The following is a 14,308-nucleotide window of genomic DNA, read 5'->3' as shown; positions in this document are numbered from 1 at the left end:
AAGGGTATAGTGTCCGCCGGGCATCCGGAAGAACACGCGGCGCTGAAAAAGACAAAGGAAAACCGTTGGCTATCATCACGATTGAGCAACTGCCGGCACGGCTCGCCGATGGCAGGACGCTGGCGGGGCTCGATCTCGGCGACAAAACGATCGGCGTCGCGGTTTCGGACCGGGGGTTCTCCTTCGCGCATCCGCGCCCGGTCATCATCCGGAGGAAATTCTCACTCGATGCCGCGGTCCTTCTGGCGTTGCTGAAGAAGGAGAACGCCGGTGCGGTGGTGATCGGGCTGCCGATCAACATGGACGGGTCGGAAGGTCCCCGCGCCCAGAAATCGCGCGCCTTCGTGCGCAACATGGCGCAGCTCAGCGACCTGCCCTTCGTGTTCTGGGATGAGAGGCTGTCGACGGTCGCGGCCGAAAGGACATTGATCGAGATGGATTTCTCGCGCGCCAAACGCGCCGGCAAGATCGATTCGGCGGCGGCCGCCTTTATTCTGCAGGGAGTTTTGGACCGGCTTCAGTCGCTCGCTGCATCCGATCGAACGGAACCGGACCCGTCCAGCGCCGCCTGACCCAGTCCAGGATTTCGCGGCGGCGGCGAAACGCCCATATCGCCATCAGCAGAAACCCGTCGAAGATGCAGGCCTTTGCCACCATGCCGGGGATGATTGCCGGATCGATGCCGAGCATCTGGCCATAGAGCTGAAACACGAAATCGTGCAGCTGCCGGGTGAGCATGACATAGCCGAAATTCATGTCATTGAGCGACAGGTAGAACCAGCCCCAGAACAGCGCCATCGGACCCGCCCACAATGCGAAGATGTAGCGCATCAGCGACCACCCTTCCCTTTGGGCCCGGTCTGGTTGCGGCCCGATATCAGGGAGAGCAGCGAATTGTGCGCCGCTGCCTTCGCCATGCTGTGCGCCGTGGCGCGGAAGTCGGCGTCGTCCGACACGGCCGCCGAGCGCCGCTCGGCGAGCATTGCGACATAGGAGGCCAGAAGTGCCGCCAGTTGTACGGCGACTACCATGAACAGGCCGTTGATGCCTTGCGCCGCGCCGCCGACCAGGATGATCGACAGGACACCGGACGCGGAGATGAAGGCGATGCGCACCACACTGTCGACACCCTGGCTGATCCCGTCGTTGATCAGCGTATCGACGAAGGCCCAGAAAAACAGCACCGACACGACCAGCAATGCGGTCGCCAGCGGCGCGACCACGACGATGTTCTTCAGGTCGACGAAACGCGCACTTTCGATCGTCACGCCGAGCACGCCAAGAGCCGCCGCCACGCCGCGGTCCCCATCCATGCAGATCAGCGCAAGCAGGGCGAAAACGATCGCCCAGTGCACGGACAAGAACGAGGTCAATACGTGTCGCATCATGATTCCTGCTTCGACAGGAATGACAGTGGGCTTTGCCGTCCGTCGCCGCAACGGAAACCATTTGTTAAGGTTAACGGCGGTCCACAGGCTCGCAATCGGCACTCCCGGACCCGGCGATGCGCCGCTTGCCGCTCAGTTCACCGGCGGATAGAGCGTATCGATGATCATGCGCGCGTCGTGGCGCGCATCGAGCATGCCATAGGTGTTGCGCCACTGGCCGGCCAGGCGCGTCTCGACGAAGGCATCGGCAATCCGCCCTGCTCCCAGCCGGCGCAGTTCCGCCGCCGCGGCCGATAGCGCCAGTTGCTCCGTGAGCAGCCGGGCCGATCCCTCGTCGGTCGATGCGACCTGCATCGCCGCCTTCAGTACGCCGATCGTGCCGCGCCCGCCGGCGCCGAGGTCGCGGTCGATGCCGGCCAACACTTCCTCGAACAGGCCGGGCGCGCGGCCGAGCACGCGCAGCACGTCGAGCGCCATGACATTGCCCGAACCTTCCCAGATCGCGTTGACCGGCGCCTCGCGGTAATAGCGGGCGAGCGGCGCCTCCTCGACATAGCCATTGCCGCCAAGGCACTCCATCGCCTCGTAAAGCAGCGGCGGCGCGATCTTGCAGACCCAGTATTTGACGACAGGCGTCATGGCGCGGGCGAATGCCGCCTCGCCGCGGTCGCTCGCCGCCTCGTCGAAGGAGCGCGCCAGCCGAAACGACAGCGCGGTGGCGGCGGCGACATCGAGCGCCATGTCGGCCAGCACGCGCTGCATCAGCGGCTGCTCGATCAAGGGTGAGCCGAACACCTGGCGATGACGTGCGTGATGGACCGCCTCTGCCAAGCCAGCCCGCATGACCGCCGACGATGCCACCGCGCAGTCGAGCCGCGTCAAGGTGACCATATCCATGATCGTCTTCACGCCGGCGCCCGGCTCGCCGACCATCTCGCCGATGGCGTTAACGAATTCCACCTCGGAGGACGCGTTGGAGCGGTTGCCGAGCTTGTCTTTCAACCGCTGGAAGCGGAAGCCGTTGCCCGACCCGTCGCCGAGGACGCGCGGCACCAGGAAGCAGGACAGGCCTTCCGGCGCCTGCGCCAGCACCAGGAAGGCGTCCGACATCGGCGCCGACATGAACCATTTGTGGCCGGTAAGGCGATAAAAACCGCTGCCGGCGCGCTCGGCCCTGGTCACATTGGCACGCACATCGGTGCCGCCCTGTTTCTCGGTCATGCCCATGCCGAGCGTCAACCCGGTCTTCTCGACCGGCGGCTTCTGGCTCTGGTCGTATTTGCGCGTCGTCACGCGCGGCGCCCACTCGCGGAACAGCTTTGGACTGGCCATCAGGGCGGCAAGCGAAGCGCTGGTCATGGTGATGGGGCAAAGATGCCCGGTCTCGAGTTCGGCGGTCAGGTAGAAACGGGCGGCACGCACCTGATGGCGGCGGCCGATCTCGGCATCGCCATTTTCCCAGACCGAGGAGTGCAGCCCGTTCGCCACCGAGCGGCGCATCAGGGCGTGGTACGCGGGATGGAACTCGACAAGATCGATGCGCCGTCCCTGCCGGTCATGCGTCTTGAGCTTCGGCGTCTCGACATTGGCGAGGCGTGCCAGTTCCTGCGCCTCCTGCGTCAGGACGAAACGGCCCAGCCCATCCAAATCCTTGCGGACCGGATCGGAAAAGCGCTCGGCAAGCTGGATCAGCAACGGATCGCCTCGCCAGGCGTTGCCGCCCGCAAGCGGCGGCGGCTGGTTCGTTACGTCGTCGGTCACGCCCAATCCTTTTTTCGGTAGCCAATCCTTCTTTCGGCAGAAAGGCCCTTATCGTCGAAAAGCCACGAATCCGAGGCCATCGGCTAGATATAGCCAAGCCGTGCAACCCGCGCGACGAAAATACCGGGGAGAAAGGCTTCAATCGAAAGCTGACGCTTGCGGGCGCAAAATCCGCACCCTATAGCAGCCCCTTGAGATGACCGACGCTTCGTCCCTGCCACTCTACCCTCACCGCCATCTTCTGGGCATCAGCGACCTTTCGCCCGCCGACATCGAGCTTTTGCTCGACCGGGCGGATCGCGCGGTCGCGATCTCCAGGCAATCCGAGAAAAAGACCTCGACGCTGCGCGGCCGCACCCAGATCAACCTCTTCTACGAGGCTTCGACGCGGACGCAGTCGTCGTTCGAGCTGGCCGGAAAACGGCTCGGTGCCGACGTCATGAACATGTCGGTGGCAAGCTCTTCGGTGAAGAAGGGCGAGACGCTCATCGACACGGCCATGACGCTGAACGCCATGCGGCCCGATATATTAATCATCCGCCACCAGTCGGCGGGCGCCGCCGCCCTTCTGGCGCAGAAGGTCGGCTGCTCGGTGGTCAATGCCGGCGACGGCGCGCATGAGCATCCGACACAGGCGCTGCTCGACGCGCTGACCATCCGCCGCGCCAAGGGCCCGCTGTCGAAGCTGATCGTGGCGATCTGCGGCGACATCCTGCATTCGCGCGTGGCGCGCTCCAACATCATGCTGCTCAACGCGCTCGGCGCGCAGGTGCGGGTCGTCGCGCCTTCGACGCTGTTGCCTTCCGGCATCGACAAGATGGGCGTCATCGTCACCCGCTCCATGGCGGAAGGCTTGAAGGATGCCGACGTGGTGATGATGCTGCGCCTGCAGCGCGAACGCATGGAAGGCGCCTTCGTGCCTTCGGTGCGCGAATATTTCCGCTATTTCGGTCTTGACGCCGAAAAGCTGAAGGCGGCCAAGGACGATGCGCTGGTCATGCATCCCGGGCCGATGAACCGCGGCGTCGAGATCGCCTCGGAAATCGCCGATGGTCCGCAAAGCGTCATCCAGGAACAGGTGGAGATGGGCGTCGCCGTGCGCATGGCGGTGATGGAAGCGCTGCTCGACCCCCGCCGCAATCAAGAAGGCCGTAATCAAGAGGGGCGCAATCAAGAGGGCCGCGGCGCATGAGCACGACCGTCTTTGAACGCGCCCGCGTCGTCGACCCCTCGCGCGGCATCGACGAGATCGGCTCCGTCATCGTCGATGGCCGCAAGATCGCCGCCGCCGGCAAGGCGGCGCTGAACCAGGGCGCGCCCGAGGGCGCTACCGTTGTCGACTGCGCCGGCAAGACGATCATTCCAGGCCTTGTCGACGGCCGCGTCTTCATCGGAGAGCCGGGCGGCGAGCATCGTGAAACCATCGCTTCGGCAAGCCTCGCCGCGGCGGCCGGCGGCGTCACCTCCGTCGTCATGATGCCCGACACCGACCCGGTGATCGACAATGTGGCGCTGGTCGAGTTTGTGCTGCGCACCGCCAAGGACACGGCCGTCGTCAACATCTTCCCCGCGGCGGCGATCACCAAAGGCCTCGATGGCCGCGAGATGACCGAATTCGGCCTGTTGCGGGAGGCCGGCGCCGTCGCTTTCACCGACGGCCGCCACACCATATCGAGCGCGCTGGTGATGCGCCGCGCGCTGACTTACGCGCGCGACTTCGGCGCCACCATCGTCCATGAGACGCAGGACGCCGATCTTGCCTCGGCCGGCGTGATGAACGAGGGCCTCTACGCGAGCTGGCTTGGCCTTTCCGGCATACCGCGTGAAGCCGAGTCCATTCCGCTCGAGCGCGATCTTGCCCTGGCGCGACTGACCCGTGGCTCCTACCACGCGGCGAAGATCTCGACGGCGATGGCGGCGGCAGCGGTGACCCGGGCGAAGGCCGATGGCGCCGATGTGACGTCGGGCGTGTCGATCCACAATCTGTCGCTCAATGAAAACGACGTCGGCGAATACCGCACCTTCTTCCGCCTGACGCCGCCGTTGCGCGCCGAGGAAGACCGGCTGGCGATGATCGAGGCGGTCAGGGACGGCACGGTCGATATCATCGTCTCCTCGCACGATCCGCAGGATGTCGACACCAAGCGCCTGCCCTTCGCCGACGCAGCCGCCGGCGCCATCGGGCTGGAGACATTGCTCGGCGCGGCCTTGCGGCTCTATCACAATGGCGACGTGCCATTGCCGCGGCTGATCGAGACGCTCTCCACCGCGCCAGCAAGGCTGTTTGGGTTATCCGGCGGCACGCTGAAGCCGGGCGCAATGGCCGATCTCGTGCTGGTCGACCTCGACGAGCCGTGGATCGTCAGCGAGGGCGGCATTCGTTCGCGCTCGAAAAACACCTGTTTCGAAGGCGCGCGCCTGCAGGGCAAGGTCTTGCAAACGCTGGTCGCGGGCCGCACAGTGTTCTCGATCTGAGCCAGCCGAGGCGCATCGCGCCGACCCGGCCGGCCAAGCGAAGTTGCGGGGGAAACAATGACTTACGGTCCAATCCTGGCGTTGGTGTTCGGCTATCTCTTGGGCTCGATCCCCTTCGGCCTGTTGTTGACACGCGCCGCCGGCCTCGGCGACGTGCGCAAGATCGGCTCGGGCAACATCGGCGCCACCAATGTCCTGCGCACAGGCAACAAGGGACTTGCCGCGGCGACATTGCTGCTCGATGCGCTGAAAGGCACGGCCGCCGTGCTGATAGCAGCCCACTTCGCGCCTGAAACCGCGGTCTTGGCTGGTTTTGGCGCCTTTCTCGGCCATCTCTTCCCAGCCTGGCTGGGTTTCAAGGGCGGCAAGGGTGTCGCCACCTATCTGGGCGTGCTGATCGGGCTTGCCTGGCAGGTGGCGCTGATCTTCGCCGTCGTCTGGCTGGTGATGGCTTTCCTGCTCCGCTTCTCCTCGCTTGCCGCATTGACGGCGGCCGTCGTCGTGCCGATCGCGCTTTATGTCCTGAGCACGCCGCAGGTTGCCCTGCTGTTCGTGGTGATGAGCATCATCGTCTTCATCAAGCACCGGGAGAACATTTCGCGCCTGCTTGCCGGGACCGAGGGCAAGATCGGAGCCAAGGGGTGAGCGAGCACGCCACCGCGGTGAGCGAGCCGGCCGCCGGGCCGCGCCTCAGCGACCGGCAGCGGCTGAGCTGGCTGCGGCTGATCCGCACCCAAAATGTCGGTCCTGCCTCCTTCCGCGACCTGATCAACCGCTTCGGTTCGGCCGAGGTCGCGCTGGAAGTGCTGCCGGAGCTGATGATTTCGGGCGGCGCCAATCGGATCGCCCGCATTCCTTCGATTGCCGAAGCCGAGGCCGAGATGGAGGCCGCCCGGCGGGCCGGCGCCCGCTTCGTCGGCATTGGCGAAGCCGACTATCCGCCGCTGCTGCGCGGCATGGACCACCCGCCGCCGCTGCTGGCGGTCAAGGGCAATGCCAGCGTGTTCCGGCTGCCGGGGATCGCCATCGTCGGCGCCCGCAACGCATCGCTCGCCGGCATCAAGATGGCACGCATGCTGGCTGCCGATCTTGGCCGCGACGGCTATGCGATCGTCTCTGGCCTGGCGCGCGGCATCGACACCGCGGCGCATCAGGGCAGTCTTGCAACCGGCACGATCGGTGTCCTGGCGGGAGGCCTCGACCAGCCCTACCCGCCTGAAAATGCCGGCCTGTGCGACGAAATCGCCGAGCGTGGCGCCGTCATCTCGGAAATGCCATTCGGCTGGCAGCCGCGCGCCCAGGATTTCCCGCGCCGCAACCGCCTTGTCGCGGGTGCTGCCCTCGGGCTCGCGGTGATCGAGGCGGCGCAGCGCTCGGGTTCCTTGATCAGCGCCAGGCTTGCCGGCGAGATGGGTCGGCTGGTTTTCGCGGTGCCGGGGTCGCCACTTGACCCTCGCGCGGCCGGCACCAACGGCTTGCTCAAGGACGGCGCCACGCTGGTCACCGAGGCGTCGGACATTTCCAGGGCGATCGCGCCGCTGACCGGCATGCGGGCGCCCGAAATGCCTCCGTTCGAAGACCCGCCCGACTTCTCGGCCACACCGCCACCCGGCGAGAGCGACCGTTCCAAGGTGATCCAGGCTCTAGGACCGACTCCGGTGCCGGTCGACGAGATCATCCGCCATACCGGCCTGCATCCGGCCCAGGTTTTCATGGTGTTGCTGGAACTCGATCTCGCCGGCCGGCTCGAACGCCATGCCGGCGGCAATGTTTCACTGCTCTTCGAGAACTAACCGACCGTTCAGTGGCGATTGGTTTTTTTCTCCAGGGTTTCCGCATAGTCCGGCGTGTTGGCTCCAAAGAGATCCTTTTCGACGATGCCGCGCCAGACCATGTCGGCATCCTCCGGGCGCGACGGATCGAAGCCTGGCTGGCTCTCTTGCGCGTTCCGGCGCGAGCGCCGGCGTAGCCAGCTGGGCATGATCTCGCGGATGAGGCTGGTGAATTGGGTCATTGCCGGCTCCTCCGATTTTCATGTCTCGACCAGACCGGCCGATTTCTCCGCATTGCTGTGGTTCGCGGCATCGAGCCAGACCAGCGCCTCCTCGACACCGGCTAGCGCATGGCGCGCGGAGGTCGGTCCGCGTGGTTTGATGCGCACCGACACGCCGTCCATTTCATTGACGACTTCGAAGCCGTTTTCATCTGAAGTGTCGTCGCCAAGGAATACCGGGCGCCGTCCGCTGAAAGCCGGCTCTTCCATGAAGCGCCTTATAGCCGCTCCCTTCGCCGCTTCCAGCGGCATCAGTTCGACCCCGGCATTGCCGGCAAGCACCCTATATCCCGCGGGCAGTCTGCCTAGCGCCTGTTCGACCAACTGTGTCGCGCGCCGCAGCAAATGCGGCGCCGCGCGCGTGTGAATGGCCAGGATCGGCCCTTTGCGCTCGATATAGACATCAGCGTTGTCCAGTTCGGCCTCGATTTCCTGGGCAAGTGCGGCAATGTCGGCCGGCTCGCCGGCGGCCTCGACCGGGCCGTCCCGCGCCAGCCTGTGTTCGAGGCCATAGAGACCGGCGGCGCGCAATCTGAGCGGCTGGAAGAGATTGTCGACGGCGGCGATCGATCGACCCGTGATAAACGCCAACGCTCCATCCAATCGGGCTTCGAGGCTTGCCAGCAGCGCGCGTAGCTCATCGCCGACGACCACCGCGTCGGGATGCGCGGCATGTTCGAGAAGCGTGCCGTCGATATCCAGGAACAGGGCCCATGGCCCTTGCGGAAGAGCCGGTGCCGGCAGGTTTGGCGATACCGGCATCACAGCGCCGCCACCCGTTTGCGATCGAGCAACGATATCACGTTGCCAGGCGCCGCGGGAGCCGCGCCGACGGCACGATCGACCGCAACGCGCTTGCGCAGGCGCGCTGCATCGAGGAGCATGCTGCCCGCCCATCGATAGACATTGTTGTCGCGAACGATCTCGCGCATGCGCTGCATGCGTTGGCGCTGCTCCTCCTGCGACATGGTCAGGGCCTGCAGCAAGGCGTCGCCCATCGTCGCCGCGTCATAGGGGTTGACGATCAGCGCCTCGAGCAGCTCCTTGGAAGCGCCGGCGAACATGCTGAGCAGCAGGACGCCCTGTTCGTCGTCGCGCGCCGCGACAAACTCCTTGGCGACCAGGTTCATGCCGTCATGCAGGCTTGTGACCATGCAGACATCGGCGGCGCGGTAGATCTCGTAGACCTGCACCTGCGAGTAATGCTCCGTCACCATCAGGACGGGTGTGTAGCCTTCGCGCCCATAGCGCTGGTTGATATCATCGGCACGATGCAGGCACTCCTCATACAATTGTTGATAGGCGGGCAACGTGCCGCGGCTGGGCGCTGCGATCTGCAGTAACGCCACCTTGCCGATCCATTCCGGATGGAGCTTCAGCAGTTCATCGAGCGCGTCGAAGCGATCGAGGATGCCCTTGGTGTAGTCGAGACGTTCAACGCCCACACAAAGTTTGACATCTTCGGCCAGACCAAACTTCTCGCGGATACGCCGCCGGCATTGCGCCACGTCGGGGAGCTTACCCAGTTGCGCCGGCGGCCATTCGATCGAAATCGGATAGGCGTGAACCAGGCTGATCTGGCCGCCGTAGGAGATGGCCGAATCCTCGCGCTCGATTCTGCTTTCCAGGAAACGGTCGACGCTGTCGATGAAGTTGTTGCAATGGAACTGGGTGTGAAAGCCGACAATCGAGCTGCCGAGCAGGCCTTCGAGAATCTTCTCGCGCCAGGGGCAGATGCTGAACACTTCTGAATTCGGCCATGGAATGTGCCAGAAGGTGATGATGATCGCCTCCGGCAGGCGTTCACGGATCATTCTAGGGAGCAGCGCGAAATGGTAGTCCTGGACCAGCACGATCGGCCGCTCGTTGCGGGCTTCCGCAACAACGGTGTCGGCGAACTTACGGTTGACCGCCTCGTAGCTTTCCCAGTCGGAAGCACGAAATATCGGCCTGGTGAAGGCTATGTGACAAAGCGGCCAGAGGCCTTCATTTGCAAAGCCGAGATAATAACCTTGCTGTTCTTCCTCGCTGAGCCAGACACGCCGCAGCGTGTAGGAAGGACTATCGGGCGGTACTTCCACGCGGTCGTTTTCGTCGACAACGAGCCTGTCGGCCGAACCACCGCCGTAGGCGATCCACGTGCCCGCGCAGGCGCGGGTGATCGGTTCCAAGGCGGAGACAAGGCCACTGGCGGGTACGACCAGTTGGATGTCGTCGCCCTTGCGGTTGTGGATATACGGCTCACGATTTGAAACCACGATCACCTGGGCGTCCGGAAGTTCCTTTGCCAAGATGTGACGTAGCGTTTCCGGCGACCATTGGACGAGCGAAGCGGCCGCGGATTGCCCATTCTTCTCGAATTCCGGCAACAGGCTGCCAGTGGGCTCGGTTGCCCCAGCAGCGTGCATGCCGCTCCTCAATCGGCGTGCCCGCAGAACCATCGTCGCGATGATGAGGATCGAGATACTGACAACTGCAAAACCGAGGAGCCACAATACGGACGAAGGAACGACCAGGTACGAACTGTTGTCAGGCATTTGAAATCGACTTACCCTTCAATGAGATAGTGCGGCGGGCTCGCCATCCCGGCAACCCGCGTGATGGTCAAACGCTCACCCCGCGCGATGGTTCCGATTTTTCAGCTCCTGACCACGAGCGGCACCAGCCCCTCATGGCGATCGGCCAGAAAGGCGCCGACGCGGTCGCCGACCCGTTGAAATGTGAGGTCGACAGAGGCGCCCGCCACCGCCAGATGGCGGACCACCAGATTGTCGATGCCGATCGGCAGGCGCGGTCTCGTCACCTGAATTTCGCCGGTCCAGCCGTCGATCTGAAGGCCCAGGCACGCCTGCATGAGCATGAAGGCGGAACCGGCCGACCAGGCCTGCGGCAAGCACGCAACCGGGTAGGCGATGGGCGCCTCGCCCGGTGCGCGGGTGAAGCCGCAGAACAGTTCGGGCAGGCGCATGTTGAAATGAACAGCGGATTCGAACGTTCCGCTCATCAGCCGCACCACATTGTCCCTGATGCCGTACCGCGCCAGTCCGGCAGCGCAGATCGCGGTGTCGTGCGGCCAGATGGAACCGTTGTGGTAGGACATCGGATTGAAGAAGATGGCGTCGTCCGCCAGCGTCCGCAGGCCCCAGCCGGAGGAGAATGAGGCCGACAGCAACTGGTCGGCGACGATGCGCGCGCGATCCGGGTCGGGAAGGCCGACATAAAGCAGATGGCCGGCATTGGAGGTGCGCACCTTGCAAGGTTCACCGTCGCCGTCCAAGGCAAGCGCATAGTAGCCGAGTTCCTCGATCCAGAACTGGCTTTCGACCCGTTGGCGGATTTCTTCGGCGCGCTTCTCCCAGGCTTCGGCCTTTTCGGTTTCATCGCGCAGCCGAGCCAGTTTCGCCAATCCCTGGAACGCTGCAAAGACGTAGCCTTGCACCTCGACCAGTGCGATCGGGCCTTTCGGGATGCGGCCGTCGGCATGAAAAACCGAATCGAAACTGTCCTTCCATCCCTGGTTGGCAAGACCCGATTCCGCCGCGCGCCGATAGGTGACGAACCCCGTGGGCTGGCTCGCCGTCTCGATCCATTCGGCGGCGGCACACAGTGACGGCCACAAGGCGTCGACTGACTCCATATCGCCGGTGCGGTCGGCATAGGCGCATGCGAGATGGACATAGAGCGGGGTCGTGTCGACCCCCCCATAGTAACGGCCGAACGGCAGTTCGCTGAGCGCTGTCATCTCGCCCTTGCGCGTCTCATGCATGATCTTGCCGGGCTGGGAGTCGCTGAAGGGTGAGGTTTCGGTTGCCTGGTGCTGTGCCAGAAAGCCGAGCACGCCCCGCGCCAGGCCGGGATTGAGCCAAAGCATTTGCAGGGCCGAGATCACCCCATCCCTGCCGAAGGCCGTCGAGAACCACGGGATGCCGGCGTAAGGATAGGGACCTGTCGCCAGTTCCGTGGTCAGCAGCGCCACGTCGGCGCGCGCCCGCTCGATCCAGTCGTTGAACACCCGGCCCGAACTGTGCAGCGTTGCACCGTGGCGGCGCTTGGCCCGCATGCCGAAGCGCGCGCGGGCGGCGGCCGCACGAAATCGTTCGCGTTCAGGAGCATCCGCAATCTCGGTGCCGACCTCGACATAGAGCGTCTTGCGGCTGCGCTTGGTGACGGCGATGAAGAAGTCCGCCCGCTCCGCGGTCAATTCGTCCGGCACCTGCGAAAACGAGATTGCCGACGTGCGCTCCACCTTGTCCAGCCCCTCGTAGCGGAGCATCACCGTGTTCTTGCCGATTTCGGCCGTGCGTGCGGTGCCGCGTTTGGGCCGCGTCGAACCGCGCACTTCGAACATGTCGCGGAAATCCGCGGCAAAGCGCAGCGAAAGCCGGAGGCTCGAATGTTCCTGGCTGTAATTGGAAAGCGTCAGCCGTTCGTAAAGCCGGTCCTGCCAGATCAGCCTGACGCGCTCGATGTGGATCGCGCCTTGCGGAATGGGCCGGCCGCCGATGCTCTCGATCGGCAGGTTGGTCAGATTGGTGGTGAACAGCACGTTGTCCTGGCTGAGCGATGCGCCCAGCAAGGACGTCGACCGCCCGCCGACGGTCAGCCGGAATTCAGAAAGCACGCGCGTGTCGTCGCGGAAGAAGCCGTCGCCGACACCGCGTATGTCGCCATAGGCATCGGCCACGGCAAAGGAGTCGCCATGCTTGAGGGCGAAAAGCCGGTGCGGTTCCCTAGGCGCGGTCTCGTCCAAGGATGCCAGCGCTATTGCCGGATCAAGCTTGCGCTCGTCGAGTTGGGTGATGGTCAAGAAGATTGTCCCGTGCTGGTTTTTCGAGCGGGTGAAGCGCTCTATGAGGCCCTGATTTCCTCATGGCTGCCCTCATGGCTGCCAGTCAGCCGAGAGTAGGCCGCGATATAGTCGCTTGCCATCCTGTCGGCTGAAAACCGCTTTTCGAAGGCCCCCCTTATTCGTCGCCTGTCGAGTTGCAGGAGAGCCGGCATCGTGGCGACGGCATCTTCAATGGTCTCGACGACGAAACCGGTCACGCCGTGATCGACGATCTCGGGCATGGCGCCGCAGCTCCATGCCATGACCGGTGTTCCGCAAGCCATGGCCTCGACCACGGCAAGGCCGAACGGCTCCGGCCAGTCGATGGGGAACAGCAAGGCGGCGGCGTTGCCAAGAAACCGGCTCTTCTGGTCCTCGCTGATCTCGCCGACATATTCGACGCGATCGCCATCGATCATCGGCTGGACGACTTCCTCGAAATAGGCGCGATCGCCATCGCCGATCTTGGCCGCGAGCTTGAGTCTCAGGCCGGTACGGCGGGCAATCTCGATCGCCCGGTCCGCCCGTTTGTCGCGCGACATCCTGCCGAGGAAGGCAAGATAGACGCCATCCGAACCCGCCTCGAAGTCAGGTTCATAGAGCTTGAGCGGCAGTCCATGGTGGATCGTCGCCAGCCAGTTCGCCGATGCGAACCGCGCCCGCTGGCTGCGGGATATCGAAATCATCGGAAACCGTGGAAACCGATCATAGGCTTGTGCGAGGTCCGCGTAATCCAGCCTGCCATGCGGCGTCGTCACCGTGCGTTGCGGCATATCGCGAAAAAACGGGAAATGCAGGAAGTGGCTGAGATGGAAATGGATTATGTCAAAATCGTCGGCCCGTTTCCTCACCTCGTCGAGCATCGACAGATGCGCCGCGATCTCCGATTTCAACGGACGGGGGTCTAGACGAAGCGCCCGCTCGCGGCACGGCACCAGCCTGGCGGAGGTCTTCGTATCGCCGCTGGCGAACAACGTCACGTCGTGGCCAAGGTCGACGAGCGCTTCGGTAAGGTAGGAGATGATGCGCTCGGTCCCGCCATAGAGTCTCGGCGGCACGGATTCGTAAAGCGGCGCAACATGGGCAATCTTCATGACCCTTGGTTCCCTCAAATCGGATCGATATAGCGAAAATGCTTGAGCCGCGGGATCGTTCCCCCAATCAAGGAAGGGCGCCAGGGTGCGACGATTGATCTTCGCCCTGCCCGCGCTAATTCACATTCGGTACCCTTGTTTCCTGCATGTCGCGGTCACGACAGCACAAGGAGGTTGCGTTGCAGCGATTCGACGATATTGCCGCCCGGCGTGTGGCAATGATCATTGAGCAATATGTCGAGGCGAGGAAGCGGCACTTCGGCTACGTCTCGACGGACCAGGCCGCCAGGGCGGTACAGCGCGTGCTGAAACCCGGGATTTCGGCCCACGAACTCGACGACATGGTCGCGGCCCTTGCTGTCAAGAACGGATTGGCGGTGGTTTTCGACCGCGGCGCCAGAGGATCGGTCGGCGGCGCCGAAGCCGATCTGGACAGAAAGGATCAGACCATGCGCGCACCAGCAGAGACCACGGATGTCGCCGGCGCGGCAGATGCCATTCTGGGCAGTCACCGAGAGAATGCCTCGCTGTCGATGAAGGCAGCGATCGCCCTATTGCGCGAGCGCACCGGCACCAAGCGATCAGACGCCGACCTGGAGGGCCTGCTGGCAAAGAAAGCCACGGTTCTCGGCGTACATTTCTCGCGGGATAACTGAGCCGCAGCTGATACGGTACTTAGGCCGCTTCGGCAGGAAGCATTTATTTACGC

The 14,308-nt window shown here is 64.1% G+C and carries 14 protein-coding genes; 6 read left to right on the top strand and 8 right to left on the bottom strand.

The window, feature by feature from the left end:
- Positions 1-65: 65 nt before the first annotated feature.
- Positions 66-572 carry a Holliday junction resolvase RuvX gene (ruvX, locus tag AC0NIH_RS19440; RefSeq protein ID WP_023764889.1) on the top strand — a complete coding sequence of 169 codons (507 nt, stop codon included), beginning with the start codon at positions 66-68 and terminating at the stop codon, positions 570-572.
- Here the strand turns inward: ruvX and AC0NIH_RS19435 are convergent.
- The 3 genes from AC0NIH_RS19435 to AC0NIH_RS19425 form a co-directional block, all read right to left on the bottom strand.
- Positions 490-831, bottom strand: a complete 342-nt coding sequence (locus AC0NIH_RS19435) for a DUF6105 family protein (RefSeq protein ID WP_023777463.1) — start codon at positions 829-831, stop codon at positions 490-492. The genes ruvX and AC0NIH_RS19435 overlap by 83 nt on opposite strands.
- A complete protein-coding gene (locus AC0NIH_RS19430; RefSeq protein WP_473460685.1) occupies positions 831-1,385 on the bottom strand; it encodes a hypothetical protein in 555 nt (184 codons plus the stop codon). Before AC0NIH_RS19430 ends, AC0NIH_RS19435 begins: the two co-directional genes overlap by 1 nt.
- Positions 1,386-1,520: 135 nt before the next feature.
- Positions 1,521-3,149, bottom strand: coding sequence for a DNA alkylation response protein (locus tag AC0NIH_RS19425; RefSeq protein ID WP_473460379.1), 1,629 nt, complete (start codon positions 3,147-3,149; stop codon positions 1,521-1,523).
- A gap of 196 nt (positions 3,150-3,345) precedes the next feature.
- Between AC0NIH_RS19425 and AC0NIH_RS19420 the strand changes: the two genes are divergently transcribed.
- Genes AC0NIH_RS19420 through dprA form a run of 4 tightly spaced genes read left to right on the top strand, consistent with a single transcriptional unit; the run spans position 3,346 to position 7,417 of the window.
- Entirely contained in the window at positions 3,346-4,341 is a 996-nt protein-coding gene (locus tag AC0NIH_RS19420; RefSeq protein WP_287273755.1) for an aspartate carbamoyltransferase catalytic subunit, read from the top strand.
- Entirely contained in the window at positions 4,338-5,624 is a 1,287-nt protein-coding gene (locus AC0NIH_RS19415) for a dihydroorotase (RefSeq protein WP_473460381.1), read from the top strand. The genes AC0NIH_RS19420 and AC0NIH_RS19415 overlap by 4 nt, the downstream gene beginning before the upstream one ends.
- A gap of 57 nt (positions 5,625-5,681) precedes the next feature.
- Positions 5,682-6,269 (top strand): glycerol-3-phosphate 1-O-acyltransferase PlsY, encoded by a 588-nt coding sequence (gene plsY / locus AC0NIH_RS19410; protein WP_473460383.1) that lies wholly within the window; start codon positions 5,682-5,684, stop codon positions 6,267-6,269.
- 17 nt (positions 6,270-6,286) lie between these two features.
- Positions 6,287-7,417, top strand: coding sequence for a DNA-processing protein DprA (dprA, locus tag AC0NIH_RS19405; protein WP_473460687.1), 1,131 nt, complete (start codon positions 6,287-6,289; stop codon positions 7,415-7,417).
- An 8-nt stretch (positions 7,418-7,425) separates the two neighbouring features.
- On the opposite strand, the gene AC0NIH_RS19400 is transcribed toward dprA, so the two are convergent.
- From AC0NIH_RS19400 to AC0NIH_RS19380, 5 genes are all read right to left on the bottom strand, one after another.
- Positions 7,426-7,638 carry a hypothetical protein gene (locus AC0NIH_RS19400; RefSeq protein WP_023764881.1) on the bottom strand — a complete coding sequence of 71 codons (213 nt, stop codon included), beginning with the start codon at positions 7,636-7,638 and terminating at the stop codon, positions 7,426-7,428.
- Positions 7,639-7,656: 18 nt separating this feature from the next.
- Entirely contained in the window at positions 7,657-8,439 is a 783-nt protein-coding gene (gene otsB / locus AC0NIH_RS19395; protein ID WP_473460385.1) for a trehalose-phosphatase, read from the bottom strand.
- On the bottom strand, positions 8,439-10,214 hold the full coding sequence (locus AC0NIH_RS19390; RefSeq protein ID WP_473460387.1) for an alpha,alpha-trehalose-phosphate synthase (UDP-forming): 1,776 nt from the start codon (positions 10,212-10,214) through the stop codon (positions 8,439-8,441). Before AC0NIH_RS19390 ends, otsB begins: the two co-directional genes overlap by 1 nt.
- A 101-nt stretch (positions 10,215-10,315) precedes the next feature.
- Positions 10,316-12,478 (bottom strand): amylo-alpha-1,6-glucosidase, encoded by a 2,163-nt coding sequence (locus AC0NIH_RS19385; RefSeq protein WP_287273894.1) that lies wholly within the window; start codon positions 12,476-12,478, stop codon positions 10,316-10,318.
- Positions 12,479-12,525: 47 nt separating this feature from the next.
- The gene (locus AC0NIH_RS19380) at positions 12,526-13,599 is read right to left on the bottom strand and encodes a glycosyltransferase family 4 protein (protein ID WP_287273768.1); all 1,074 of its coding nucleotides are present in this window, start codon (positions 13,597-13,599) and stop codon (positions 12,526-12,528) included.
- Positions 13,600-13,778: 179 nt separating this feature from the next.
- Between AC0NIH_RS19380 and AC0NIH_RS19375 the strand changes: the two genes are divergently transcribed.
- Positions 13,779-14,255, top strand: coding sequence for a hypothetical protein (locus AC0NIH_RS19375; RefSeq protein WP_023764876.1), 477 nt, complete (start codon positions 13,779-13,781; stop codon positions 14,253-14,255).
- The last annotated feature ends 53 nt before the right edge of the window (positions 14,256-14,308 follow it).

The sequence above is a fragment of the Mesorhizobium sp. WSM1386 genome, from assembly GCF_055901595.1.
This window is presented reverse-complemented; position numbering and strand designations above follow the sequence as displayed.